The sequence below is a fragment of the Stenotrophomonas sp. YJH_SMC_37 genome, from assembly GCF_059370035.1.
Map to the genome: position 1 here is coordinate 34,664 of NZ_JCAFTG010000006.1, position 24,928 is coordinate 59,591.

Consider the following 24,928-nt stretch of genomic DNA (forward strand, 5'->3'; position numbering starts at 1 on the left):
AAAACGGGGCGATGCTATACCGACATTGACGATCGTGGAACGGGGCACGCACGAGCAATCGCATCTGATGCGACGGCAATGGTGTAGTCGGGTACCCTCGCGAGTACGATGTGTTGACGGGAAACCCCTTTTTTTCAGTGCTGCGCCGCACGATACGGGCAGCGGCAGGGGCTGCGTGCGCACACCCGCCCGGACGTAGCGAAAGGCATGCGATATGGCGCATCGCGGCATCGGGATGCGCAGAACTGCGCAAGCATCGGCCTGCATACCCACGCGCTTGGGCAGACGTCGGCACAGTGCGAGGAACCTCCGCCGTTGCCGCCTGCGGCCCACGGTAGCGATGTTGGCCCGGGTTCCGGGCATGGCGTTTTCATGGCGCATTTATCCAGATCGCGACACACTCATTCAGCTTGTTCTACCGTAGGGCCGTACCGCCCCCACCCACGCCAGCGAACCGACTCCCATGCGACCGCTTCCTACCCTGCTCACGCTCGCAATCGCCGCCGCCTTCGGTGGCTTCGTTGCCACCGGCATCAATGCCCACATGGACAACCGTGCCGACGCCGCGCCGCTGCCGGCGGTGTTGCCGACCACGGCGGCCTTGCCGGCTTCGGTGGCCGGTCAGGCGGTGCCGTCGCTGGCACCGATGCTGGAAAAGGCAATGCCGGCGGTGGTCAGTGTCAACACCAAGCAGGTGGTGCGCGTGCGCAACCCCTTCTTCAACGACCCGTTCTTCCGCCGCCTGTTCCCGGATATCCCACAGGAACGCATCAACGAATCGCTGGGCTCGGGCGTGATCATCGACGCCAAGGAGGGGCTGGTGCTGACCAACCACCATGTCATCGACAACGCCGATGACGTACAGGTGACACTGGCGGACGGGCGCACGGTCAAGGCCGAGTTCCTCGGCTCGGACCGCGATACCGACATCGCGCTGATCCGCATCCCGGCGCAGAACCTGACCGACATCAAGCTCGGCAACAGCGACCAGCTGCGCGTAGGCGACTTCGTGGTGGCCATCGGCAACCCGTTCGGCTTCAGCCAGACCGTTACCTCGGGTATCGTTTCGGCGGTGGGCCGCAGCGGCATCCGCGGGCTGGGCTACCAGAACTTCATCCAGACCGATGCGTCGATCAATCCGGGCAACTCCGGTGGCGCGCTGGTCGACCTGCAGGGCCAGCTGGTCGGCATCAATACCGCCAGCTTCAACCCGCAGGGCAGCATGGCCGGCAACATCGGCCTGGGCCTGGCGATTCCTTCCAACCTGGCGCGCAGCGTGGTCGACCAGCTGGTCAAGCACGGCGTGGTGGTGCGCGGCACGCTGGGCGTGGAAAGCCAGAACCTGACCGCGCAGATCGCGCAGGGCCTGGGCCTGGGCGAAACCCGCGGTGCGCTGATCACCCGCGTGCTGGCCGGCTCGGCCGCCGCCGCAGCCGGGCTGAAGCCGGGCGACGTGGTGGTGTCGGCCAACGGCCAGCGCGTGGACAGCGCCGAGGCCCTGCACAACGTGGAAGGCCTGGCGGCCGTCGGCAGCGCGATGACGCTGGACGTACGCCGCGAAGGCAAGCCACTGCAGATCAAGGCGACACTGAAGGAACAGGCGCGCGCGGTCACCGGTGAGAGCCTGGACCCGCGCCTGACCGGCGCGACCTTCGTCGACCTGCCCGAGTCACTGCGCCAATCCGGTGTCGGCGGCGTGCTGGTCAGCGAGGTCAAGCGCGGCAGCCGCGCTGCCAGCAACGGCCTGCAGCAGGGCGACATCATCACCGACGCCACCGTGGGCGAATTCGCCGACCTGGCCAGTTGGCGCGCCAACTTCCAGCAACGCCCGCCGACCCTGGTGGTGCGCGTGCTGCGCAACAACGGCCAGCAGCAGGGCCAGCTCGTGATGCGCTGATCGCCCTGCCGTAACACCCCCTATACCCCGGCAATGCTATTGCTGTCAGTCCAGGTCGGCACCGCCGACGCCGTTCCCCCATCGCAACAGGAGTGATTCGATGAGCCCCACCAATACCGAGAACCTGAAGGAACACCTGGGTGAAGCCGGTTCCCACCTGAAGCAGGCCGCCAGCGCCGCCGGCGGTGCGATCAAGGGCGCCACCGGTGCCGCGACCGACGAACTGCGCATCGGCAAGGCCAACGTCAAGGCTGAACTGTCCGACAGTGCACTGTCCGGCCTGGCCGCTGCCGAGTTTGGTGGTGCCGCCGCCAAGGAGCAGGTCGATGCGCTGATGGACAAGGGCAAGGACCTGATCGACAGCGCCGCCGAATTGATCCGTGAGCGTCCGCTGGCCTCGTTCGGTGTTGCCTTCGCGGCCGGCTGGATCATCGCCAAGCTGGCCCGCGGCAGCAGCGACAAGTAAGCCGCGGCGTGAGCGAAGACAACGCGCAAGCCCCTGATCCGGCGGCTACCCCGCCGCTGGATGAGAGCATCCGCCAGGTCGGCGCGGCCGGTCGTGCCGCTGCCGACTCGGCCAAGCACTCGCTGCGTTCGCTGCGCCGGTTGGCCTCGGCCGACTTCGCGCTGGCACGCAGTGCCTTCGGCCGCGCGCTGGCCTGGGCCGGCGTAGCGATCGTATTTGGTGCGTCGGCCTGGCTGCTGATGGCCGCCACCCTTATCGCGCTGCTGCAAAGCTGGGGCCTGAGCTGGCTGCAGGCACTGCTGATCACCTCGCTGCTGAGCCTGGCCGTCACCGGTTATGCGATCTGGCGGGTGTCCTACTTCTTCCACCACACCGGCATGCACGCCACCCGGCGCCAGCTGTCCCGCCTGGGCCTGTTCGACGAGCCCAGCGAAGACGACCCCGATGCCGATGTGGAGCTGCCAGAGGGCAAGCCATGAAGTTCGGTGCGCTGCAGCGTCGGGTGAAGCGCTGCGAACAGGTGGTAACCGTGCGTCTGGTCGAGACCCAGGACCACTGGTCCACGCTCGGCCAGGTCTGGCGCCAGGGCTGGTCGCCACTACGCATCGTGGTAGTGGGCCTGGCCGGTGGCTTCATTGCCGGCAAGCTGGAAATGCCGGGCAAGGTCAACGGTGCGCGCTGGCTGCAGATGGTGGGTTCGGTCTCGAACCTGTTCGCCAGTGCGCAGGCGGCGTTCGCCACGGCGATGGCGGCGCAGGCGGCGGCCACCGCCGACGATGCGGCCGAAGAAGCCGGCGATGCCAGCGAACAGGCACACGCAGCGGCCTCCGCCGCTGAAGCACGGCCCGCAGCGGCAGCGCGAGCTGTGCCGGAGCCGGAGCCGGAACCGGACCTGCGCGAACCGCGCCCGGCCGAGGCGGCCACCGAGCTGTCCGAACGTTGATCCCTGGAATCCGCCGCGCCGGTCGCGGCCGGCGGATAATGCGCTCCCCTTTCCGGCTGATGCGTCGATGAGCGAGTCCTCCCTGTCCCCGTCACCGGCCGGCCACGACGCATCCGAGGCACCGCTGCCGCCCCCGTCGCGCCCACGCGGACCGATGTCGCTGGTTGTGCTGGCGACCCTGGCCGTGGGCTATACGCTATGGGCGGCGCAGGACATCATCCTGCCGGTGCTGCTTGCGATGTTCTTCGCGCTGGTCGGCAATCCCATCCTGCGCCTGCTGCAGAAGCTGTGGATCCCGCGCGCGCTGGGCGCGCTGTTGATCCTCGGTGCGGGCCTGGGCGTGACCGGTTCGCTGGCCGTGCAGCTGATCGGACCGGCGATGGAATGGGCGCAGGAAGCACCGCAGCAGCTGCGCAAGGTCGCCCGCCAGGTGCAGAACCTGACCAAGCCGGTGCAGCAGGCCAACCAGGCGGCGGAAAACTTCGCCCGTGTGGCCGGCGGTGACAGCAACCACAAGGTGCAGGTGATCCGCACCCAGCTCGACGACCCCTACCGCATGCTGACCCGTGCACCGCGGCTGGCTGCCTCGGTGTTGGCCGTGGTGCTGCTGACGCTGTTCTTCATGATCTACGGGCAGAGCCTGCAGCGCGCGGCGATCGCCCTGTTCCCCAACCGCCAGCAGCAGCGCTTCACTACCGACATCCTGCGTTCGATCGAACGCGAGGTCTCGCGTTACGTGCTGACCATCAGCGTGATCAACACCTTGGTCGGGCTGGTGTTCGCCGGCGTGCTGATGCTGCTCGGTATCGGCCTGCAGGAAGCGCTGCTGTGGGGCACGGTGGCCGCGCTGCTGAATTTTGCGCCGTATGTGGGTCCGCTGATCGGCGTGGCGCTGATGCTGTTGATGGGCTTCGTCGAGTTCCGCGACCCGCTGCAGGCCCTGCTGCCCGCAGCCGCCTACCTGGGCCTGCACACACTGGAAGGGCAGATGGTGACCCCGATCGTGCTGGGCCGTCGGATGAAGCTGTCGCCGCTGGTGCTGATCCTGGCGCTGATGGTGTTCGGCTGGGCCTGGGGCATGATCGGGCTGCTGCTGGCGGTGCCGCTGCTGGTGTGCATCAAGCTGGTGCTGGCACGCCTGGACGGCATGCAGGGCTGGGCACGCCTGCTGGAATGAAAGCCCGCGCGGGCAGGGGTAGAATGGCGGGGTGAATTTCCCCGTCCAAGCCATCACCCTCGACCTTGACGACACGCTGTGGCCGTTCGCTCCGATCGGCGCCCGCATCGACCTGGTCCTGCACGAGTGGATGCGTGAAAACAGCCCCGCCACGGCCAAGATGTATCCGGTGGCGGCAATGCGCGAACTGCGCGAGCGCCTGTACCACGCCCATCCGCACCTCCATCACGACCTGAGCGCACTGCGCCGGCTGACCCTGCACGAAGCGCTGCACGCCAGTGGCGCCAGCCTCGATCTGCTGGAGCCAGCGTACGAAGCGTTCTACGCCGCACGCAATCAGGTCGAGTGCTATCCCGATGCGATCGATGCGCTGGCGCGGATTGCCGCGCGGGTGCCGGTGGCAGCGCTGAGCAACGGCAACGCCGATCTGGAGCGGATCGGCCTGGCGCATCATTTCGCCTTCCAGCTGGGCGCGCGCGAACACGGCGCGGCCAAGCCGGAGGCAAGCATTTTCCACGCCGCCTGCACCCGACTGGGTGTGGCGCCGGCACAGGTACTGCATGTCGGCGACCACGCCGAAATGGACGTGGCCGGGGCGATCGCCGCCGGCCTGCGCGGGTGCTGGATCAACCGCGAAGCAGCCACCTGGACCCATCCGAAACTGCAGCCGGACCTGCAGTTCGACACCCTCACCGGCCTGGCCGACTGGTTGGACGCCAACCTCGACGCCGCCGCATCCCGGAGTACCTGACGCATGAGCGAGATCACTGGTTTCACCGCCGACACCACCGCGGCGCTGCCGCTGTACGTGCTGGACCGCGAGCAGTTCGCCGCCTGGAAGGACGGCCAACCGGCCGCCACCCAGGCCTGGCTGGCCTCGCAGGGTTTCACTGCCGGTGCGCACAGCGTGGCCCTGCTGCCCGGCAGTGAGGGCCTGGCCGGCGCGGTGATCGGTGTCGGTGATCGCGCCGATGCCTACAGCTATGCGCATGCGCCGCACGCGCTGCCGGAAGGCAGTGTCTGGCAGCTGGCCAATGAACTGCCTGCCGCCGAACAGGCGCTGCTGCAGCTGGGCTGGGGCTTGGGCAGCTACCGCTTCGACCGTTACCGCAAGCGCAACCGCGCCCCGGCGCAGCTGGTGGCCGCACCGTCCGGCGAAGTGGCCGACCTGATCGCCGCCAGCCTGCGCGTGCGCGACTGGGTCAACACCCCGACCGAAGACATGGGGCCGCAGCAGCTGGAAGACGCCGCGCGTGCACTGGCCGATGCACATGGTGCGCAGGTCGAGGCGATCACCGGCGATGAACTGCTGAAGCAGAACTTCCCGGCCATCCACGCCGTGGGCCGCGCTTCGCACCGTGCGCCGCGCCTGGTGGTGCTGCGCTGGGGCAAGGAAACCGACCCGGCACTGGTGCTGGTCGGCAAGGGCGTGTGCTTCGATACCGGCGGCCTGGACATCAAGCCGGCCGACGGCATGCGCAACATGAAGAAGGACATGGGCGGCGCCGCGCACGCGCTGGCCCTGGCCGGCCTGGTGATGGCGCGCGGACTGCCGGTGCGGCTGACGCTGCTGGTGCCGGCGGTGGAAAATGCGATCGGTCCGGATGCGTTCCGCCCCGGCGAAGTGATCGCCACCCGCAAGGGGTTGAGCGTGGAGATCGACAACACCGATGCCGAAGGCCGCGTGATCCTGTGCGACGCGCTGACCTTCGCCGGTGAGCAGAAGCCGGACCTGGTGCTGGATTTCGCCACGCTCACCGGTGCCGCACGCATCGCGCTGGGTCCGGATCTGCCGGCGCTCTTCAGCAACGACGACACGGTGGCGCAGCAGTGGCTGCAGGCCGGCGACGCAACCCGTGACCCGGTCTGGCGCATGCCGCTGTGGCGGCCCTACCTGCGCTATCTGAGCAGCGGCATTGCCGACCTGGCCAATGCCGGTTCGCGCATGGCCGGCTCGGTGACCGCCGCGCTGTACCTGGAGCGCTTCCTCGAAGACGGCCAGCGCTGGGCGCACCTGGACGTGTACGCCTGGAACGACGGTGAACGCCCGGGCCGTCCGGCCGGTGGCGAAGCGCTGGCGCTGCGCTCGGCGTGGGCGATGTTGAAGGCGCGTTACAGCTGACCGGGTGGGTGCCGGCCTTGGTCGGCACGCCGTCCCCGGCAAACTTGACGAAAATTTGAATACCGGGCCTGGAAGGGTTCTGCGAGGATGTGTGGGTCGACCACCCACACGCTCCGTGAAGGCAGGACTCCGACCATGTCGCTCTTCGGCTACACCCGTGCCGGCCAGACGCCGGGCACACCGCGCAGGCATTCCCCCCTGCTCTGGATCGCGCTGATCGCGCTCATCCTGGGTGCCGTGGCGCTGGCCTTTGCCTGGCTGGCCGGCTGGATGGGCGACCGCCTCACCGCGCAGCACTTCACCGATACCATCGAGGCCACCGGCCCGGCCCACCCGGGCTTCCGCCGCGCGCACAGCAAGGGCATCTGCGTGAGCGGCTGGTTCGAACCCAGTGCGCAGGCCCGCACCCTGTCCAGTGCACGGGTGTTCTCGCAGCGCCGCGTGCCGGTGATGGGCCGCCTGTCGATCGGCGGCGGCGACCCGTACGGCGCCGACAACACTGCACGCGTGCGCAGCCTGGCGGTGCAGATGGTCAGCGATGATGGGCAGGAATGGCGCATGGCGATGAACAGCTTCCCGTTCTTCGCGGTGCCCAGCGCCGAGGCGTTCTACGAGCAGACCCGCGCTTCCATTCCCGACCCGGCCACCGGCAAGCCCGACCCGCAGAAGATGGCTGCGGTGCTGGCGAAGTACCCCAGTGCGCAGGCCTTCCAGCAGTGGGCCAAGACGGCGCCGTGGACCAGCAGCTGGGCCGACACCACCTTCAACAGCGTCAACAGCTTCTGGTTCGCCAATGCGCAGGGCCAGAAGCGCGCGGTGCGCTGGCGCTGGCAGCCGCAGGCGCCGGTGGTGGAGATGGATGCGGAAACGCGCAAGCAGGCCAGCGTCGATTTCCTCAGCCAGGAACTGCAGCAGCGCCTGGCCAACGGCCCGGTGCGCTGGAACCTGGTCGTGACCACCGCCGAGCCCGGCGATGCCATCGATGATCCGTCGGTGCCATGGCCCGAGTCGCGTGACCAGGTAGTGGCGGGCGTGCTCAGCCTGGACCGCATGCAGTCGCAGGAACAGGGCGCCTGCGGCCAGATCAACTTCGATCCGCTGATCCTGCCCAGCGGCGTGCGCGGCAGTGACGATCCGATCCTGGCCGCGCGCTCGGCCGTCTATTCGCAGTCCTTCAACCGCCGCGAACGCGAGCGCGCCACCGGCAACGTCGAACAACCGAAGGAGGCCGCACGATGAGCATCGGCAACGGCCACTTCAACCTGCTGGCGCGGGTGCTGCACTGGTCCATGGCACTGATGATCATCGCCATGCTGTTCATCGGCGTGACCATGGTCGCCTCACTGCACCTGCGGCCAATGCTGATCGACCTGCACCGCCCGCTGGGCATCGCCATCCTGGTGCTGGTGCTGCTGCGCCTGTACAACCGGCTGCGCCATCGCCCGCCGCCGCTGCCTTCCGACCTGCCCGCCTGGCAGGTGCTGGCGGCCAAGGCCTCGCACTGGATGTTGTATGCGCTGATGCTGGCGATGCCGTTGATCGGCTGGGCGATGCTGTCGGCAGGCGGTTACCCGATCGTGCTGTGGGGCGGCCTGCACCTGCCGCCGATCGTGCCACACACACCGGCGCTGTACGCCGCGTTGCGTAATGCGCACAGTCTGCTGGCCTACGTGCTGTTCGCAACGGTGCTGATGCACGTGGGTGCGGCGCTGTTCCACCTGTGGGTGCGGCGGGACGGGGTGTTCCAGGCGATGGCGCGCGGGAAGGATTGATCGGGTTCGCCGGGAATTCCCGGCGGATCGTTTCCGCGACTGCGGTGGGGTGTCACTTTTCTTTTCGCGCGAAAAGAAAAGTAACCAAAAGAAACGCGCCGCCAGAGCGCGAGCCGGTGCTGCGCACCGGTGCCCTGTGCTTCTCGGTGAATCAGGGGACGGCGCCGAACTCGCTACGCTCAAACACCGGCGCCTCTTCGCCCCTGATTCCCCTGCGATGCTCGGCTCGCTCAAGGCGGACCCAACATCAAGAGCGACAGCTGCACCCAGTAGATCCACGCCATGCGTGGATGCTGTTGCCGTTGATCTTGACCTTCCAGTCCGCCTTGAGCGAGCCGAGCACCGCAGGACCGGCGAGGGCGAAGAGGCGCGGGTGTCTGAGCGCAGCGAGTTCCGCGCCGTCCCTCGGCGGGCCGAGGAGCGCAGGGCACCGGCGTGCGCAGCACGTCGGCTCGCGGCCGGCGGAGCGTTTCTTTGGTTACTTTCTTTGCGCGCAAAGAAAGTGACACCCCTCCGCGGTCGCGGAAATGACATCACCGGGAAAAGCAGGCCGCCGCTACAACCACCCCTTCTGTCGCGCCAGCCGATAGGCCTCAATCCGGTTGGCCACACCCAGCTTGCCGATGCACTCGGACAGGTAATTGCGCACCGTACCGTGCGACAACCCCAGCTGCTCGGCAATCTCGCTGGCGGTTCGGCCCTCCCCTGCCAGACGCAGCACACGGCGCTCGCGGTCGGTCAGCGGATCGGCCTGCGACCACGCATCCAGCGCCAGCTGCGGGTCGATCGCACGGATGCCCTGTTTCACCTTGCGCAGTGCATCGGCCAGGTTCTCGGCCGGTGCGTCCTTCAGCAGGTAGCCCAGCACGCCCGCCTCCAGCGCGCGGCGCAGGAAACCGGCGCGGGCGAAGGTGGTCACGATCACCACCTTGATCGGCAGCTCATGGCGGGCGATGCGCTGCGCCAGCTCCAGCCCGGACAGGCCCGGCATCTCGATGTCGGTGACCAGGATGTCCGGCTTCAGCTGCTGCAGCATGCGCCACGCGGTTTCGCCGTCGGCGGCGCTGCCCAGCACCTCGATATCAGGCTCCAACCCCAGCAGCGCCGACAGTGCGCCGCGCACCATCGCCTGGTCCTCGGCCAGCAGGATGCGGATCATGCGGCACCGTCCTGCACCAGCGACGACGGCGTGCCTGGCGGCAACGGTGTGGTCGCGGCAGCCAGTGGCACGCGCACGGTCAGCAGCGTGCCCTCGCCCTTTGCGGACTGAACCTGAAGGTTGCCCCCCAGGGCGGCCACGCGTTCGCGCATGCCGCACAACCCGTTGCCCTCGGCCTGCACGCCGCCACGACCATCATCGCGGATCTGCATCGCCAGCATGCGTCCTTCCAGCATGAATTCCACCCGTGCCTGTGTCGCCTGTGCATGGCGCACGATGTTGGTCGCGGCCTCGCGCAGCACCAGCGCCAGACCGCGTTCGACATCCACCGGCATCGCCGGTGGTGGTGCGTATTGAAGGTGGACCTGCTGGCACTCCAGCAGCAGCCGCGCCGACGCCAACTCACCGGCCAGGTCACTGGCGCGGATACCGGTGACCGCGCTGCGCACCTGCGCCAGCGCTTCGCGGGCGATGGCCTCGGCCTCGCCGATTTCCTGCCGCGCCCGCGCGTCGCCACGATCGTGCAGCTTGCGGGCCAGTTCCAGCTTCAACGTGATCAACGACAGGGTATGGCCGAGCAGGTCGTGCAGGTCGCGGCCGATGCGTTCGCGCTCGGCGGTGGCTGCGAGCCGCCGCACCTCGTCCTGCGACAGCTGCAGTGCCGCATCCTTCTGCTGGTTGAGTGCCTCCACGTTCACGACCAACCCGACGATATAGGACACGGCGGGGATCCAGACCAGGCTCTGCCACGGGTACTGGAACAGCAGTGCGAGGCCGCAGAACAGGAGGTTCAGGCCAGTGAGCTGCAGCAGGTACTGCCACCAGCCACCGCGTCCGCTCACCCGCAGCAGCACGCAGCCGAACACGAAGTAGGTCAACCCGGACGGGTACCACGGCAGCAGCACCAGCGACATCCCGATCAGGCCCAGGGCATAGCGCGGCGCGTGATGGCGTGGCGCCACCATCACCTTGGCGTACAGCAGCAGGAACACCGGATAGCTGGCCACTGTAAGCAGCAGCCAGCGCAGGGTGAAGCCATGGCCGAGCAAGGGCGTCAGGAAGATCCACACCGACCACAGCAGGTGGATCGCCTCGCTCCAGGGTGATTTTCCCCGGCGCAGCGTCTCGGCCACCGCCGAGTCCGGCGCGGGGCGCAGCAGGGAGGCAAGCCAGGTGGACGGCACAGGCGGTTCCAGGCGGGGATGATCGCCGCCGATCATGCCAGTTCGGCTGGCTGCGCGCAGGCGCCACCGCCGGCAAGGTGGCACCGGCGCAACCCGCCGCAGATCACGGTACGCTTGGCGGTACCGCTGCAGCGGGCCAGCGATGGGGTGGTCGGATCCATGAGCGGTACCGGCAGCGGGGACGTTGCCATCCTGTGCCGCCGCGGTCACATTTCGCAGTTGCCGCCGTCAGTGTCATCGGGTGACAGCTGTCACTGCCGTCATCGCTGTGCCTGCCTTCATGCTGTGCCGCACGCTCCACCGCCGGAACCGCCGCCGTCCGCGCTTCCGGCCACACCCGCCCGAACGCCTGTGATGGAACGAATGAACGCTTCTGCCGAGCTGTTGAAGGAACTCCGTATCGACCGCAAGTCGCCGCCGCCCGCCTCCGGTGGTGGCAGCAACGGCGGTGGTCGCCGTTGGTTGTGGATCGCGACCATCGTGGTCGTGCTGCTGATCGCCGCTGCCGTGGCGTTCCTGTTCGGCCGTGCGCCGGCCGTGGAGGTGGAAACCGCGCCGGCCGTGGCCATCCAGCAGGGTAGCGCCAGCAGTTCGGTGCTCGACGCCAGTGGCTACGTGGTCGCCCGGCGCATGGCCACGGTCTCGGCCAAGATCACCGGCAAGGTGCGCGAGGTGATGATCGAAGAAGGCATGCGGGTCGAGGCCGGCCAGGTGATGGCCACGCTGGACCCGATCGATGCCGATGCGCAGCGCAGCCTGTATGCCTCGCAGCTGCAGGCCGCACGCAGCCAGGTGGCCGGGCTGGAGGCGCAGCAGAAGCAGGCCGCCGCCGAAGCCAGCCGCCTGCAGGCACTGGTCGGCCAGCAGCTGGTGTCACGTTCGCAGTACGACCAGGCCGTGGCCCAGCGCGACAGCCTGCGTGCGCAGCTGGAAACGGCTCAGCGCAACGTCAAGGTCGCCCACGACCAGCTGGCCATCGCCGACCTGGGTGTGGACAACAACATCGTGCGCGCGCCCTTCTCCGGCGTGGTCACCGCCAAGGCGGCGCAGCCCGGCGAGATCGTTTCGCCGCTGTCGGCGGGTGGTGGGTTCACCCGTACCGGCATCGGCACCATCGTGGACATGGACTCGCTGGAGATCGAAGTCGAGGTCGGCGAGGCTTTCATCGGCCGCGTGCAGCCGAAGATGCCGGTGGAAGCCACGCTCAACGCCTACCCGGAATGGAAGATTCCCGGCGAGGTGATCGCCATCATCCCCACCGCCGACCGCGGCAAGGCCACGGTGAAGGTGCGCGTGGCGCTGAAGGTGAAAGACCCGCGCATCGTGCCGGAGATGGGCGTGCGGGTCAGCTTCCTGGAACAGGCGCAGCCGCAGGCCGTGGCCAAGCCGCAGGGCGTGCGCGTGCCGGGCGGCGCCGTGGTCCAGCGCGACGGTGCCTCGGTGGCCTTCGTGCTGGGTGACGAGAGCCGCGTGCAGCAGCGCACGGTCGAGGCCGGCCAGGCGATGGGCAAGGACCGCCAGATCCTCAAGGGCGTGAGCGCAGGTGAATCGGTGGTGGTGAACCCGCCGGACACCCTGCGCGATGGCGCCAAGGTGCAACAGAAACAAGCGCAGTAACGGCCTGGCGCCCGTGGGCGCGGCCAGCAGCATCGCTCGACGCACGCCTGCGGCCGCCGCAGGTGCGCTTCCCCGTTTCCCGCCTCCCGTGGAGAACCACCCATGTCGACCCTGGTTTCACTGCGCAACATCACCAAGACCTACCAGCGTGGCCCCGAGCAAGTGCAGGTGTTGCATGGCATCGACCTGGACATCGCCAGCGGCGACTTCGTCGCGCTGATGGGCCCGTCCGGTTCGGGCAAGACCACCCTGCTCAACCTGATCGGCGGCCTGGACAGCCCCACTGGCGGCGAGATCAGCATCGAGGGCGAGCGCATCGACCAGATGAGTGGCGGCCAGCTGTCGACGTGGCGCAGCCACCATGTCGGCTTCGTATTCCAGTTCTACAACCTGATGCCGATGCTGACCGCGCAGAAGAACGTGGAACTGCCGCTGCTGCTGACCCACCTCAGTGCGGCGCAGCGCCGCCGCAATGCCGAAATCGCGCTCACCCTGGTCGGCCTGGCCGACCGTCGCAGCCACCGCCCGAATGAACTGTCCGGCGGCCAGCAGCAGCGCGTGGCGATCGCCCGCGCGATCGTCTCCGATCCGACCTTCCTGATCTGCGACGAACCAACCGGCGACCTCGACCGCCAATCGGCCGAGGAGATCCTCGGCCTGCTGCAGCAGCTCAACCGCGAGCACGGCAAGACCATCATCATGGTCACCCATGACCCGAAGGCCGCCGAGTACGCCACGCACACGGTGCACCTGGACAAGGGCGAGCTGGCCGACGCGCCGCTGGCCCACTGACGGAGGCCACAGCGATGAAATACTTCTCGTTGGTGTGGGCGCAGCTGTTCCGCAGCCGCACGCGCACCTTGCTGACCCTGCTGTCGGTGGTGGCCGCGTTCCTGCTGTTCGGCATGCTCGATTCGGTGCGCGTGGCGTTCTCGTCGGGTGGCAGCGTGGAAGGCGCCAACCGCCTGGTGGTGGCCTCGCGGCTGTCGATCACCCAGTCACTGCCGATCCGGCTGGAAGCACAGGTTCGGCAGGTGGCCGGCGTCCGTGACGTGGCTTATGGCATGTGGTTTGGTGGCATCTACCAGGACCCGAAGAACTTCTTCCCGAACTTCTCGGTGTCACCCAACTACTTCGATGTCTACCGCGAGCTGCAGATCGATCCGGCACAACTGGAGGACTGGAAGCAGACCCGCACCGGCGCCATCGTCGGCGAAACCCTGGCCAAGCAGTTCGGCTGGAAGATCGGCGATACCATCCCGCTGCAGGCGACGATCTTCCCGCGTGGCGGCAGCAACGACTGGCCGCTGGTGCTCAAGGGCATCTACCGTTCCAAGGACCGTGCGCTGGCCGCCAACGAAGAACGCCAGTTGATGATGAACTGGAAATACTTCGATGAATCCAACGACTACATCAAGAACCAGGTGAGCTGGTACACGGTGACGCTGGACAACCCGGACCATTCCTCGCGGGTGGCACAGGCGATCGATGCGATCTCGGCCAACTCCGACCACGAGACCAAGACCCAGACCGAATCGGCGTTCCAGCAGGCCTTCGTCAAGCAGTTCGCGGATATCGGCATGATCGTCACCTCGATCATGGGCGCGGTGTTCTTCACCCTGCTGCTGTTGACCGGCAACACCATGGCGCAGGCCGTGCGCGAGCGCGTGCCGGAGCTGGCCACGCTGAAAACGCTGGGCTTCAAGGACAGCACTGTGCTGACCCTGGTGATGGTGGAGTCGGTGCTGCTGATCGGCCTGGGCGGCCTGATCGGCATGGGCCTGGCCGCCCTGATCCTGCCGGCCATCGGCCCGAAGAGCATGGGCATGCTGCCGCCGCACGTGCCGACGCCAACCTGGCTGATGGGGCTGGGCCTGATCGTGGTGATCGGCATCATCGTCGGCCTGTTGCCAGCGCTGCGTGCCAAGCGCCTGAAGATCGTCGACGCACTGGCCGGTCGCTGAGGAGAACACAGACATGTTCAAGAGCAAACTCAAGAAGTGGCTGGGCAACGGCGTGACGGTGCTGCTGCTGGCGGTCGGCCTGGTGCTGTGGATCAGCCTGCCGTGGATCGGCGTGCTGGCCGTGGCCGTGCTGGTGGCCCTGTGGTTGCTGCTGACCCGCGGTGGACGGCTGGCGTTGGCCGCCACCCGCATCGGCGTTGCCAGCCTGCCGCAGCGCTGGGGCGCGTCCTCGGTGATCGTGGTCGGCATCGCTGGCGTGGTCGGCGTGCTGGTGGCGATGCTGGCGATGGGCGAAGGCTTCCAGGCCACGCTCAACAACACCGGCGATGACACCACTGCCATCGTGCTGCGCGGTGGCTCGCAGGCCGAGACCAACTCGGTGATCACCCGCGAACAGGTACCCATGCTGTCCACCCTGCCCGGCATCAGCCGCGATGCGCAGGGCCGGCCGTTGTTGTCACCGGAGCTGTCGCAGGTGGTCAACCTGGTGTCCAAGTCCGATGGCACCGACGTCAACGCGCAGTTCCGCGGCGTCGGCCCGCAGGCGTGGGCGGTGCATGACAAGGTCAAGATCGTTGAGGGCCGCAAGTTCGCCACCGGGCTGCGCGAGATCGTGGTCGGCCAGGGCGCCAAGGGCCAGTTCCGCGACATGGAGGTCGGCAGGACGCTGACGCTGGGCAACCAGACCTGGACCGTGGTCGGTGTGTTCGCCACTGGCGATGCGCATGATTCGGAACTGTGGACCGACGCCGATACGCTGGCCACCACCTACCAGCGCAGCGCCTGGCAGTCGATCAGCGTGCGTACCGATGGCAAGGCCGGCTTCGATCAGTTCAAGGCGGCCGTCGCTGCCGACCCACGCCTGAAGCTGGACGTGGAAACCACCCGCGTCTACTACAGCAAGCAGGGCGGCGGGCTGACCAAGCTGATCGACATCCTGGGCAAGGTGATCGGCACGATCATGGCGGTCGGTGCGGTGTTCGGCGCGCTCAACACCATGTATGCGGCCGTGGCCACGCGCGCCCGCGAAATCGCCACCATGCGTGCGATCGGCTTCCGCGGCCTGCCGGTGGTGACGGCCGTGATGCTGGAAACGATGCTGCTGGCGCTGCTCGGTGGCCTGCTCGGCTGTGCGGTTGCATGGCTGCTGTTCAATGGCTACAGCGTGTCCACCATCGGCAGCAACTTCAGCGCGGTGGTGTTCAAGTTCCACGTATCACCGGAACTGCTGTGGACCGGCCTGAAATGGGCACTGGGCATCGGCCTGGTCGGCGGCCTGTTCCCGGCGCTGCGCGCGGCGCGCTTGCCGATCACTACGGCGCTGCGCGAAACCTGAGCATCATGCAGCGGTGGACTGCGCATCACGCAGGGGGACGGAGCGAAGGCTTCGTCCCTTTTTCGTTGCTGAACTCAGGCATCCATCGCCGCAACATCGGATGGTGGGTGCCGCAGGGCCAAATGCCGGCGAACAGCCTCCTCCGGCGCGTACGCCGTGCCCAGCGCGTGCTGCTCACCCGTATGCCTGTCGACGAAGATCGGGCCATTGCCGGCCAGTGCGTCCGAGATCTCGCCGGATTGCAGGTAGCGCAGCGACTGGAAGCAGAACAGCCAGCCTTCGACCATCTCATGCTCGTGCGTGATGGCAACCGGCTCATCGTCGCTGGCAAGTGCAGCCTGCACGCGACGGCGTGCTTCGTCGAGCTGGATCATTCCTTCGTCTCTTGTTTTCGATGACAGCGCGAAGAGCATTTCATGCGGGTGGATGCATCGCAACGGATAGGCACCTGCGTACAAGTGCGCACTGCGGCGTGTTGTCACAACCGCTCAAGCGTGGCGGTTCTGTGCCGCTATCGATGCCTCTACTCATCGCAAACGCAGCGCGCGTGACGCTGCGCACAGTGCATCTGTGGATTGTTGGTTGCGATTCATCTTCGCGCACTTCCAGCGGCGTCGAGACAAACAGTTACGAATGGAAACATTCTAGAATCGCGCCCCCCACGTTGGTTTGCAGCACCTCACGCGCCCATAAAACGGGCGCATGTTTTTACTGAAACACGAGATTTCACGGATGTCCCTGAAAACCAATCCGCTGCGCAACGCGATCGTCATCGCGCTGGCCGCCAGCTGCACCACCCCCGCCTTCGCACAGAGCGCCGGCGATACCCCGACCAACCTCGACCGCATCGAAATCACCGGCTCGCGCATCCGCCAGGCCAGTGTCGAAACCGCACAGCCGGTGGTCGCGCTCAACCGCGCCGAGATCGAGAAGAAGGGTTACGTCAACGTCGCCGACATCCTGCAGGACATTCCTGCCGCCGGTGCGCCGAGCATGAGCCGCGCCTCGTCGCTGACTTCTTCGCGCGATTTCGGCGGCATGTACGTCAGCCTGCGCAACCTTGGCCCGGAACGCAGCCTGGTGCTGATCGACGGCCGCCGCATGGGCGTCAGCGCCGGCGGCTACTCCGACCTGGCCTCGATCCCGTCGTCCATCGTCGAGCGCGTGGAAGTGCTGACCGACGGCGCCTCCGCGCTGTACGGCTCCGATGCCATCGCCGGTGTGGTCAACATCATCACCCGCAAGAATTTCGATGGTGGCGAGGCCAGCGTCTATGTCGGCCAGTACGGCCAGGGTGACGGCCAGAAGCGCGCATACAGTGCAACCTTCGGCAAGACCTTCGAGCGCGGCTGGTTCAGCGTGGGCGCCGAGCGCACCAAGGAAGACGAGGTGCTGGGCAAGGACCGCGAGTTCAGCCGTTACACCAACGGCCCGCGCCACCCGAACGATGGCCTCAACGGCAACACGCCGTGGGGCTACGTCACCGTCGGTGGCAAGAACCTGACCGTGGGTCCGGGCGGCGACCCGAGCAAGGCCGGCAACTTCCATGCGCCGGACCCGGCCGATGGTGCCAACACCAAGTCGAACATGAGCCTGCTGACCGGCCTGGAGCGCACCTCGGTGTTCGCCAACGGTGGCTTCTCGATCACCGACAACCTGCGCATCGTCGCCGACGCGCTGTACAGCAAGCGCGAGTCGACCAAGCACCTGGCCGGCTACCCGTACTCGGTCAGCGCCGCGCAGGCCCGCAATGGCAGCCGTGCCGCCCTGTCCAAGGACAGCGCGTTCAACCTGTGGGGCCAGGATGCGCTGTTCGCGCACCGCACCGAGGAACTGCCGCGCGGCACCGAGAACAACCTGGAAACCAAGCGCGCCAGCATCGGCCTGGAAGGCAGCTTCGAAACCGGTTCGCGGTACTGGGACTGGAACATCAACTACATGTACAACCGCAACGAAGGCGAGCGCATCGGTACCGGCAGCATGTACCAGCCGCACGTCAACCTGGCCGTCGGCCCGTCCTTCATGGACGGCAACGTGGCCCGTTGCGGTGCGCCGGGCGCGGTGATCGCCGGCTGCGTGCCGTGGAACCCGGCTGCCCCGATGGGTTACACCGGCCCGGGCTCGCTGAGCAACCAGGACGTGCAGGACTACCTGTTCACCCGCTTCGTCGACAAGATGCAGAGCACCACCAAGGTCGCCAGCGGCAACATCTCCGGTTCGCTGTTCACCCTGCCGGCCGGCGACATCCTGGCCGCGATGGGCTTCGAGCACCGCAGCGAGGAGGCCAGCTACACGCCGGACATGAAGGTGCAGAAGGGCGAGATCGCCGGCACCAGCGGCCAGCCGACCCGCGGCAACTACTCGCTCAACGAGGCCTACCTGGAACTGCAGGTGCCGTTGCTGGCCGACCTGCCGTTCGCCCGCGAACTGTCGCTGGACGTGGCCGGTCGCTACTCGGACTACAACAACTTCGGTTCCACCACCAACAGCAAGTTCGGCGTGAAGTGGAAGCCGATCGACAGCCTGCTGGTGCGCGCCACCTACGGCACCGGCTTCCGTGCGCCGACCGTGGACGACCTGTACGGCGGCACTGTCAGCAGCCGTGACTCGTTCACCGACCCGTGCGATACCTCGTTCGGCACTGCCGCCACCAGCGCCGCCGTTGCCGCACGCTGCAAGGCCCTGAAGGTGCCGGCCAACTTCCGCCAGCTCAACAGCGACGGCAGCGTGGCCAGCAAGCCGGGCCAGCAGGCCACCACCGATTTCAACTCCGGTTCCAACCCGAACCTGAAGCCGGAAACCGCCAAGACCTGGACCGTGGGCCTGGTCTACAGCCCCGACTTCGTGCAGGGCCTGGACGTCAGCCTGGACTGGTGGAAGATCCGCATCGACAACGCCATCGTTGGCGAGTCGGCCACCAACATCCTGGAACAGTGCTACGTGCAGGGCTCGGACGCCGCCTGCGGCCGCTTCACCCGTAGCAGCAACGGCCAGGTCAACACGCTGGACCGTTCGCTGGTCAACGCCGGCTACCGCGAAACCGCCGGCTATGACATCAGCGCGCGCTACCGCCTGCCGGAAACCGCGTTCGGCAAGTTCGCCGTTACCTGGAACACCACCTATACCGACTATCTGGAGCAGCGCAACGACAACGCCGCGACCACGCCGGTGGAACAGCTGACCAGCTGGGGTGGCAACTTCCGTGTGCGCTCTACCCTCAACCTGGACTGGCAGTACGGCAACCTGGGCATCGGCTGGACTGCACGCTACTACTCCAGCATGAAGGAGAAGTGCTCCTACATGGACGAGTGCAACATGCCGGGCTTCAGCTCGGCCTACACCGATGCCTCGCCGACCAACAAGGTGGGTTCGAACACCTTCCACGACCTGCAGGTGCGTTACGCCCTGCCGTGGGACGGCACCGTCTCGCTGGGCCTGAACAACGTGTTCGACCACCAGGGTCCGATCATGTACAGCCAGCCCAACAGCAGCTTCGTCTACTACGGCGGCTTCGACATCGGTCGTTTCATGTACATGAAGTACCAGCAGCGCTTCTGAGCCTGCACCCGCGTTCCCGCCACCGCCATCTCTCTCCTGGCGGTGGATGGAAGCAGGGCGGCGCCCCCCGGGGCGCCGCTCTTTTTTTCATGCGTGCCAGTCGATCCGGCCCGGTGCTACCGCTTGGCGCGCATCGTGCGGATGTTGTCGCCGACGAACAGGATCAGGCCGGCCCAGATCGCGGCAAAGCCAATCGCCTTGCCGGCGTCGAAGGCTTCGTGGAAGAAGAACACGCCCAGCAGCAGCTGCAGGCTCGGCGCGATGTACTGCAGGATGCCGACCAGTGACAACGGAATGCGCTTCACGCCGTAGGCAAAGCCAATCAACGGTACCGCCGTCACCACACCGCCGAAGATCAGCAGCAGGTCGTTGCGCCAGCCCCAGCCGTGGAAGAACGCGCCACCATGACCATTTTCGGCCCAGATCGCGAAGCCCAGCGCCGGCAGGAACAGGTACATGCTCTCCACGCCAAGGCCCGCCACCGGGTCGACCGAAACCAGCTTGCGCAGCAGGCCGTACAGGCCGAACGAACAGGCCAGGCCCAGCGCGATCCATGGTGGTGTGCCGGCATCGATGGTCAGCCAGGCCACGCCCACTGCCGCCATCGCCACCGCCACCCATTGCAGGCGGCGCAGCCGCTCCTTCAGCACCAGCACGCCCAGCAGCACGTTCACCAGCGGGTTGATGAAATAGCCCAGGCTGGTCTCGATCACATGGCCGGCGTTGACCGCCCAGATGTACAGGCCCCAGTTGAAGGCGATGGTCAGGCTCGAGACCAGCAGGATCGGCAGCGCGCGCGGCTGCGCAGCGATCTTCCGCCACCAGCCCAGGCGTGCGCTGAGCAGCAGCCAGCCCAGCACCAGCACGGTGCTCCAGATGATGCGGTGGGCGATGATCTGGAACGATGGCACCTCATTGAGCAGGTGCCAGTACACCGGCACCAGACCCCAGATGACGAAGGTGGAAGCCGTGACCAGCAGGCCACGGCGCTGTTCTTTCTCGTCCATGCTCATTTCTTGCGCGTCCTTGCCATCGTCAGTACCACCACACCCAGGAGAATCACCGCCATCGCCAGCAGGTCGCGCCAGCCGAAGCGCTCACCGTTGAGCAGCGCGCCCAGCAGCACCGCAATGACCGGATTGACGTATGCATAGCTGCCAGCCAGCGCCGGGCGCACGTTCTGCAGCAGCCACACGTAGGCGGTGAACGCGACGATGGAGCCGAACACGCACAGGTAGGCCATCGCCAGCAGGCCACCGGTATCGGGCAGCGTGGTCGGGCGCTCGCCGACCGCCAGGCCGATCAGCACCAGCAGCACACCGCCACAGATCATCTGCCCGGCGGCGGTCATGAACGGGCCCGGCAGGTCCAGTCCGCGTGCCCACACCGAGCCGAATGCCCAGCCGACCGGCGCGATCAGCAGCAGCACCAGCCCGGTCGGCGAGGCGGTCAGGCTGCTGCCTGCGTTGAGCCAGACCACGCCGAGGAAGCCGATGGCGATGCCCAGCCACTCACCGCGGCTGGCGTGCTGGCCGCGCAGCGCCGAGAACAGCGCCATCCACAGCGGCACCGAGGCCACCGCAGTGGCTGCCAGTCCCGAGGACACCTCGCGCTCGGCCAGCACCACCATGCCGTTGCCCAGCACCAGCATGGTCACGCCCATGATGCCCAGGTTGCGCCACTGCCGCAGGGTCGGGTTCGGCATCTTCCAGAACAGGCGCAAGGCCAGGAACATCAGGCCACCGGCAATGATGAACCGGCTGCCGGACACCATCGTCAGCGGCAGCGCGCCCCCGTGCAGGGCCTTGGCGATGCCCAGGTAGGTCGACCCCCAGACCACGTAGACCAGCAGCAATGCCAGCGCAACAAGGCCACCCCGGGGGGCAGCCGCAGACGAAGAGGGGGGAGCCGACATGACACACCAGGGAGCCGGGGGAAGGCGGATTCTAGGACGTTTTGAGTATGGTCCGGGACCCCATACGGTGGCACGCTGTCATCCATCCATGCACCCTGCTCTGGTCTGCTACCCCGTGTTGACGGCCCATGCAGTACCAAGAGGGCTGTCCGGCCGCGCCGCCCCAAGGCCGGGCGCCGTTTTCCCTGCGCACGGACGCGCCGCATCGAGGATTCCCACCCAGATGAGCACCACGTCCCATCCTGCCGTACCCGCGAACGACCGTGCCGCCCTGCGGCGTTCGATCTCCAACACCCTCAAAGGCTCCGCCGGCAACCTGGTGGAGTGGTACGACGTCTACGTGTACTCGGTGTTCGCCGTGTACTTCGAATCGCAGTTCTTCTCGCCGGACGACAAGAACTCCACCCTGTACGTGTGGGCGATCTTCGCCGCGACCTTCCTGATGCGCCCGATTGGTGCCTGGTTCTTCGGCCGCTTCGCCGACCGCCATGGCCGTCGCCTGGCGCTGACGGTCTCGGTCACGCTGATGGCACTGTGTTCGTTCCTCATCGCCATCACCCCCACCGCCGCCAGCATCGGCATCTGGGCCGCCGTGATCCTGCTGTTCGCGCGCCTGCTGCAGGGCTTCGCCACCGGCGGCGAATATGGCGCCAGCGCCACCTACATGTCCGAGGCCGCCATCCCGGGCCGCCGCGGCTTCCTGTCCTCCTTCCACTACGTCACCCTGGTCGGCGGCCATGTGCTGGCCCAGCTGACCCTGCTGCTGATGCTGACCTTCTGGGGCAAGCCGGAGATCTCCGAGTGGGGCTGGCGCATCGCATTCGGCATCGGTGGCGTCGCCGCAGTGGTGGTGTTCTGGCTGCGCCGCGGCATGGACGAATCGCTGTCGGAGTCGTCCATCGAGGCCGCGCGCGAGGGCAAGGCACAGAAATCCGGTTCGATGTACGAACTGTTCGTGCACCAGTGGCGGCCGCTGCTGCTGTGCTTCCTGATCACCGCTGGTGGCACCGTGGCCTTCTACACCTACTCGGTGAACGGCCCGAAGATGATCCAGAGCGCCTTCGCCGGCAACGATCCGATGACCGGCACCCTGATCAACCTGGGCGTGCTGGCCTTCCTGATGGTGCTGCAGCCGGTCGGCGGCTGGCTGTCTGACATCATCGGCCGCAAGACCCTGCTGGTGTTCTTCGGCGCCGGCGGCGTGCTGTACAGCTGGTACCTGATCACCCAGCTACCGCACCAGCATGACGCCACCCTGGCCTTCCTGACCCTGGCACTGGCCTTCGTCATCCTCACCGGCTACACGTCTATCAACGCGGTGGTGAAGGCCGAGCTGTTCCCCACCCACGTGCGTGCGCTGGGCGTAGGCCTGGGTTACGCGCTGGCCAACTCGCTGTTCGGCGGCACCGCCCCGTTGCTGTACCAGGGCGCGCTGAAGACCGGCCACGTCGACTGGTTCGCCATCTACGTGACCGCAACGATCGCGGTATCGTTGGTGGTCTATGTGTTCTTCCTCACAAACAAGGGCCCGAACTGGCTCGACGGCACCCGCAAGTAAGCGCGTTGCCCTGATCGCGGCCACCGGTGCACTGCCGGTGGCCGCTGCGTCTCCCGCTCCTCCACTGATGTGGATCGCGGTGACGCTGGCCGCAGCCACGGCACTGGCCTGGCTGCTGCGCCGCCCCAGCGCACAGGCCGCATGGCCACGCATCGGTTTCGGGGTCGCCCTGCTGCTGTTCTGCGCCGCACTGGCGCTGCAGCTGGCAGTGGACCTGGGCAGCGGCCACAGCTCGCTGCAGCTGCGCCTGCATCGCGGCGTCAACGGCGGATCGCTGGTCGGCCTGCGCACGATGGTGGCGTGCTATCTGGCAGCGCTCGCCACCGGCGGCTGGGGCGCATGGAAGCTGTTGCGCCGGCGCAGGTAGTGCCGGCCGCTGATCGGCAATCGGTAATCGGCAATCGGCAATCGGTAGAGTCGACTGTTAGTCGACTGCTCTCTCGGTCGGCACCGAAAAACCCGCGCTGCGCGCGATAGTCGACTATCAGTCGACTCTACCCGCGGCGGAATGACATGACACCCCGCCGATCCCGATCCTCAACGGCGGGCCGCTTCGCTCTTGTCGCGCGCGCCGCGGAACTCCGATTCCTTTTCCCACGTCGGCCAGCGGCGGCTGTTGGCCAGCTCGGCGCCCAGGTCGTAGACCAGCAGCGTGTCGGCAGCGTGGCCGCTCGGGTCCCAGCTCGGCGTCCAGGCATCGCAGGCCTGGTGGTAGCAGTCGGCGAAGTACTTCTCGCGCAGCGCGCGCCCGGCTTCAACCCCACCTTCCAGCTTGTCCAGGCCCGGGCCGATGGTGATCGCTGGCACGCCCAGGCGGGCAAAGGCGAAGTGGTCGGCGCGGTAGAAGAAGCCGGCTTCCAGGTTCGGATCCGGGCTGTAGCTGCGGCCGCGGGCCTTGGCCACGCGTTCCAGGTCGCCTTCCAGCGACACCCGGCCCTTGCCCCACGAGGCGATGTCGCGGGTCGGGCCATCCGGGCTGAACATTTCGATGTTCAGCACCGCAGCGGTCTTGTCCAGCGGCGCCAGCGGATGCGCGGCGTAGTAGCTGGCGCCCAGCAGGCCCTTCTCTTCGGCGGTCAGTGCTACGAAGTACAGCGTGCGCTGCGGCTGCGGGCCAGCGGCGAACACGCGGCCCAGTTCCAGCACCGTGGCCACGCCGGTGGCATTGTCGATCGCACCACGACGGATGCGGTCACCCTTGGCGTCGGGCTGGCCGACACCGAACGCATCCCAGTGCGCGGAGAAGATCACCGCCTCGTCGCCATGCTCGCCACCGGGCAGCTTGGCCACCACGTTGCGGGTCACCACCTGCTCGCGCTTGAGCGCGAAATCCACGCTCAGCTTGGCGTTGTCCAGCGCCACCGGGCGAAAGTCGGCACGCATTGCCTTGCGCTTCTCCGCATCGAAGTCGAGGCCGGCGTCGGCGAAGATCGCCTCGGCCAGCTCGCGCTGCATCCAGCCGCGCAGCGGCGTGTGCTGCGCCATCGCCTCGGCCTGGCTGCGTTCGATGTCGAACAGCGGCGAGGTACCCGAGCTCTTCACCGTGGCCCAGCCATAGGCGGCTGGCGCGGTCTCGTGCACGATCAGCACGCCCTCGGCGCCACGGCGTGCGGCTTCCTCGAACTTGTAGGTCCAGCGGCCGTAGTAGGTCACCGCCTTGCCGTCGAACGCGCCCGGCGCATCGGCTTCGAAATCGGCGTCGTTGATCAGCACCACGGCGATCTTGCCGTGCAGGTCCACGTCCTTGTAGTCGTTCCAGTGGCGTTCCGGCGCATCAATGCCGTAACCGACGAACACCAACGGTGCATCCTTGATCTGCACGCGCTTGCGCGGCTGCAGGCTCTGCAGGGTTACGTCCACGCCATTGGCCAGCGCACGCTTGCCCTGCTTCAGCGACAGGCTGGCCTTGGCCGCGCCCTCCAGCTGCGCGCGCACCAGCGGCACCGGCTGCACCCAGCTGCCGTCCACGCCGCCCGGCTGCAGGCCATAGCTGCGGAACTGCTCGATCAGGTACTGCACCGTGCGCTCTTCGCCCTCGGTGGCCGGTGCGCGGCCCTCGAACTCATCCGACGCCAGCACGCGCACGTGCCGCGACAGTGCCTGCGGATCGATGCCGCCACCGGGAAGGTCATTGGCCGCATGGGCCAGGCCACCGACGAACAGGCAGGACGACAGCAGCAACACGCGCATCGGATTCACGGCAGTACCACGGCTAGCTTGGAAGTCACCAGAGTGTAACGTGGTCGTGACATCGCGGTGC

At 67.2% G+C, this 24,928-nt stretch carries 22 protein-coding genes; 16 read left to right on the plus strand and 6 right to left on the minus strand.

The window, feature by feature from the left end:
- Positions 1-463: 463 nt before the first annotated feature.
- The 9 genes from AC5P8J_RS10260 to AC5P8J_RS10300 all read left to right on the plus strand — a co-directional run bounded on the left by AC5P8J_RS10260 (position 464) and on the right by AC5P8J_RS10300 (position 8,377).
- The gene (locus AC5P8J_RS10260; protein ID WP_019661805.1) at positions 464-1,897 is read left to right on the plus strand and encodes a Do family serine endopeptidase; all 1,434 of its coding nucleotides are present in this window, start codon (positions 464-466) and stop codon (positions 1,895-1,897) included.
- 100 nt (positions 1,898-1,997) lie between these two features.
- Entirely contained in the window at positions 1,998-2,363 is a 366-nt protein-coding gene (locus AC5P8J_RS10265) for a hypothetical protein (RefSeq protein WP_010486932.1), read from the plus strand.
- An 8-nt stretch (positions 2,364-2,371) separates the two neighbouring features.
- Positions 2,372-2,842: a phage holin family protein gene (locus AC5P8J_RS10270; protein WP_019661806.1), complete on the plus strand. Its 471-nt coding sequence runs from the start codon at positions 2,372-2,374 to the stop codon at positions 2,840-2,842.
- The gene (locus AC5P8J_RS10275) at positions 2,839-3,306 is read left to right on the plus strand and encodes a hypothetical protein (RefSeq protein ID WP_021204736.1); all 468 of its coding nucleotides are present in this window, start codon (positions 2,839-2,841) and stop codon (positions 3,304-3,306) included. Before AC5P8J_RS10270 ends, AC5P8J_RS10275 begins: the two co-directional genes overlap by 4 nt.
- A 67-nt stretch (positions 3,307-3,373) precedes the next feature.
- Positions 3,374-4,483, plus strand: a complete 1,110-nt coding sequence (locus tag AC5P8J_RS10280; RefSeq protein ID WP_019661808.1) for an AI-2E family transporter — start codon at positions 3,374-3,376, stop codon at positions 4,481-4,483.
- 31 nt (positions 4,484-4,514) lie between these two features.
- Entirely contained in the window at positions 4,515-5,234 is a 720-nt protein-coding gene (locus AC5P8J_RS10285; RefSeq protein WP_005420554.1) for an HAD family hydrolase, read from the plus strand.
- A 3-nt stretch (positions 5,235-5,237) separates the two neighbouring features.
- Positions 5,238-6,605, plus strand: coding sequence for a leucyl aminopeptidase family protein (locus AC5P8J_RS10290; protein ID WP_053499499.1), 1,368 nt, complete (start codon positions 5,238-5,240; stop codon positions 6,603-6,605).
- 135 nt (positions 6,606-6,740) lie between these two features.
- On the plus strand, positions 6,741-7,844 hold the full coding sequence (locus AC5P8J_RS10295; RefSeq protein WP_478436158.1) for a catalase family peroxidase: 1,104 nt from the start codon (positions 6,741-6,743) through the stop codon (positions 7,842-7,844).
- The gene (locus AC5P8J_RS10300; RefSeq protein ID WP_019661813.1) at positions 7,841-8,377 is read left to right on the plus strand and encodes a cytochrome b; all 537 of its coding nucleotides are present in this window, start codon (positions 7,841-7,843) and stop codon (positions 8,375-8,377) included. The genes AC5P8J_RS10295 and AC5P8J_RS10300 overlap by 4 nt, the downstream gene beginning before the upstream one ends.
- Positions 8,378-8,933: 556 nt before the next feature.
- On the opposite strand, the gene AC5P8J_RS10305 is transcribed toward AC5P8J_RS10300, so the two are convergent.
- Together AC5P8J_RS10305 and AC5P8J_RS10310 are read right to left on the minus strand one after the other, a co-directional pair.
- On the minus strand, positions 8,934-9,536 hold the full coding sequence (locus AC5P8J_RS10305; RefSeq protein ID WP_058979816.1) for a response regulator transcription factor: 603 nt from the start codon (positions 9,534-9,536) through the stop codon (positions 8,934-8,936).
- Positions 9,533-10,756, minus strand: coding sequence for a sensor histidine kinase (locus tag AC5P8J_RS10310; protein WP_478436157.1), 1,224 nt, complete (start codon positions 10,754-10,756; stop codon positions 9,533-9,535). The genes AC5P8J_RS10305 and AC5P8J_RS10310 overlap by 4 nt, the downstream gene beginning before the upstream one ends.
- A 327-nt stretch (positions 10,757-11,083) precedes the next feature.
- Here AC5P8J_RS10310 and AC5P8J_RS10315 point away from each other — a divergent pair, with 327 nt between their 5' ends.
- The 4 genes from AC5P8J_RS10315 (at position 11,084) to AC5P8J_RS10330 (ending at position 15,637) form a co-directional block, all read left to right on the plus strand.
- On the plus strand, positions 11,084-12,337 hold the full coding sequence (locus AC5P8J_RS10315) for an efflux RND transporter periplasmic adaptor subunit (protein WP_478436156.1): 1,254 nt from the start codon (positions 11,084-11,086) through the stop codon (positions 12,335-12,337).
- Positions 12,338-12,439: 102 nt separating this feature from the next.
- Positions 12,440-13,129, plus strand: coding sequence for an ABC transporter ATP-binding protein (locus tag AC5P8J_RS10320; RefSeq protein WP_005420572.1), 690 nt, complete (start codon positions 12,440-12,442; stop codon positions 13,127-13,129).
- A gap of 14 nt (positions 13,130-13,143) precedes the next feature.
- On the plus strand, positions 13,144-14,301 hold the full coding sequence (locus AC5P8J_RS10325) for an ABC transporter permease (RefSeq protein ID WP_005420575.1): 1,158 nt from the start codon (positions 13,144-13,146) through the stop codon (positions 14,299-14,301).
- 13 nt (positions 14,302-14,314) lie between these two features.
- Complete coding sequence (locus tag AC5P8J_RS10330; protein ID WP_005420576.1) at positions 14,315-15,637, plus strand: ABC transporter permease; 1,323 nt, start codon at positions 14,315-14,317, stop codon at positions 15,635-15,637.
- Between the two features lie 74 nt (positions 15,638-15,711).
- Here AC5P8J_RS10330 and AC5P8J_RS10335 read toward each other — a convergent pair whose 3' ends face one another.
- The gene (locus tag AC5P8J_RS10335; protein WP_005420578.1) at positions 15,712-16,011 is read right to left on the minus strand and encodes a YrhB domain-containing protein; all 300 of its coding nucleotides are present in this window, start codon (positions 16,009-16,011) and stop codon (positions 15,712-15,714) included.
- 358 nt (positions 16,012-16,369) lie between these two features.
- Between AC5P8J_RS10335 and AC5P8J_RS10340 the strand changes: the two genes are divergently transcribed.
- Complete coding sequence (locus tag AC5P8J_RS10340) at positions 16,370-19,195, plus strand: TonB-dependent receptor plug domain-containing protein (RefSeq protein WP_494539902.1); 2,826 nt, start codon at positions 16,370-16,372, stop codon at positions 19,193-19,195.
- A 116-nt stretch (positions 19,196-19,311) separates the two neighbouring features.
- Here the strand turns inward: AC5P8J_RS10340 and rarD are convergent, their stop codons facing one another.
- Together rarD and yedA are read right to left on the minus strand one after the other, a co-directional pair.
- Positions 19,312-20,208, minus strand: a complete 897-nt coding sequence (rarD, locus tag AC5P8J_RS10345; RefSeq protein ID WP_019661822.1) for an EamA family transporter RarD — start codon at positions 20,206-20,208, stop codon at positions 19,312-19,314.
- On the minus strand, positions 20,205-21,110 hold the full coding sequence (yedA, locus tag AC5P8J_RS10350; RefSeq protein WP_019661823.1) for a drug/metabolite exporter YedA: 906 nt from the start codon (positions 21,108-21,110) through the stop codon (positions 20,205-20,207). Before yedA ends, rarD begins: the two co-directional genes overlap by 4 nt.
- Positions 21,111-21,333: 223 nt before the next feature.
- Between yedA and AC5P8J_RS10355 the strand changes: the two genes are divergently transcribed.
- A complete protein-coding gene (locus AC5P8J_RS10355; protein ID WP_021203842.1) occupies positions 21,334-22,668 on the plus strand; it encodes an MFS transporter in 1,335 nt (444 codons plus the stop codon).
- 67 nt (positions 22,669-22,735) lie between these two features.
- Complete coding sequence (locus tag AC5P8J_RS10360) at positions 22,736-23,035, plus strand: hypothetical protein (RefSeq protein ID WP_111101777.1); 300 nt, start codon at positions 22,736-22,738, stop codon at positions 23,033-23,035.
- A gap of 170 nt (positions 23,036-23,205) precedes the next feature.
- Here the strand turns inward: AC5P8J_RS10360 and AC5P8J_RS10365 are convergent, their stop codons facing one another.
- On the minus strand, positions 23,206-24,858 hold the full coding sequence (locus AC5P8J_RS10365) for a M28 family metallopeptidase (protein ID WP_111101776.1): 1,653 nt from the start codon (positions 24,856-24,858) through the stop codon (positions 23,206-23,208).
- Positions 24,859-24,928 lie beyond the last annotated feature (70 nt).

Bases quoted from the DNA above. Each gene is read 5' to 3' on its own strand.
- AC5P8J_RS10355 (WP_021203842.1), top strand. From the start codon at position 21,334: ATGAGCACCACGTCCCATCCTGCCGTACCCGCGAACGACCGTGCCGCC.
- AC5P8J_RS10290 (WP_053499499.1), top strand. From the start codon at position 5,238: ATGAGCGAGATCACTGGTTTCACCGCCGACACCACCGCGGCGCTGCCG.
- AC5P8J_RS10325 (WP_005420575.1), top strand. From the start codon at position 13,144: ATGAAATACTTCTCGTTGGTGTGGGCGCAGCTGTTCCGCAGCCGCACG.
- AC5P8J_RS10360 (WP_111101777.1), top strand. From the start codon at position 22,736: ATGTGGATCGCGGTGACGCTGGCCGCAGCCACGGCACTGGCCTGGCTG.
- AC5P8J_RS10365 (WP_111101776.1), bottom strand. From the start codon at position 24,858: ATGCGCGTGTTGCTGCTGTCGTCCTGCCTGTTCGTCGGTGGCCTGGCC.
- AC5P8J_RS10275 (WP_021204736.1), top strand. From the start codon at position 2,839: ATGAAGTTCGGTGCGCTGCAGCGTCGGGTGAAGCGCTGCGAACAGGTG.
- AC5P8J_RS10335 (WP_005420578.1), bottom strand. From the start codon at position 16,011: ATGATCCAGCTCGACGAAGCACGCCGTCGCGTGCAGGCTGCACTTGCC.
- AC5P8J_RS10340 (WP_494539902.1), top strand. From the start codon at position 16,370: ATGTCCCTGAAAACCAATCCGCTGCGCAACGCGATCGTCATCGCGCTG.
- AC5P8J_RS10295 (WP_478436158.1), top strand. From the start codon at position 6,741: ATGTCGCTCTTCGGCTACACCCGTGCCGGCCAGACGCCGGGCACACCG.
- AC5P8J_RS10315 (WP_478436156.1), top strand. From the start codon at position 11,084: ATGAACGCTTCTGCCGAGCTGTTGAAGGAACTCCGTATCGACCGCAAG.
- AC5P8J_RS10300 (WP_019661813.1), top strand. From the start codon at position 7,841: ATGAGCATCGGCAACGGCCACTTCAACCTGCTGGCGCGGGTGCTGCAC.
- AC5P8J_RS10305 (WP_058979816.1), bottom strand. From the start codon at position 9,536: ATGATCCGCATCCTGCTGGCCGAGGACCAGGCGATGGTGCGCGGCGCA.
- AC5P8J_RS10265 (WP_010486932.1), top strand. From the start codon at position 1,998: ATGAGCCCCACCAATACCGAGAACCTGAAGGAACACCTGGGTGAAGCC.
- AC5P8J_RS10330 (WP_005420576.1), top strand. From the start codon at position 14,315: ATGTTCAAGAGCAAACTCAAGAAGTGGCTGGGCAACGGCGTGACGGTG.
- AC5P8J_RS10280 (WP_019661808.1), top strand. From the start codon at position 3,374: ATGAGCGAGTCCTCCCTGTCCCCGTCACCGGCCGGCCACGACGCATCC.
- yedA (WP_019661823.1), bottom strand. From the start codon at position 21,110: ATGTCGGCTCCCCCCTCTTCGTCTGCGGCTGCCCCCCGGGGTGGCCTT.
- rarD (WP_019661822.1), bottom strand. From the start codon at position 20,208: ATGAGCATGGACGAGAAAGAACAGCGCCGTGGCCTGCTGGTCACGGCT.
- AC5P8J_RS10320 (WP_005420572.1), top strand. From the start codon at position 12,440: ATGTCGACCCTGGTTTCACTGCGCAACATCACCAAGACCTACCAGCGT.
- AC5P8J_RS10260 (WP_019661805.1), top strand. From the start codon at position 464: ATGCGACCGCTTCCTACCCTGCTCACGCTCGCAATCGCCGCCGCCTTC.
- AC5P8J_RS10310 (WP_478436157.1), bottom strand. From the start codon at position 10,756: ATGATCGGCGGCGATCATCCCCGCCTGGAACCGCCTGTGCCGTCCACC.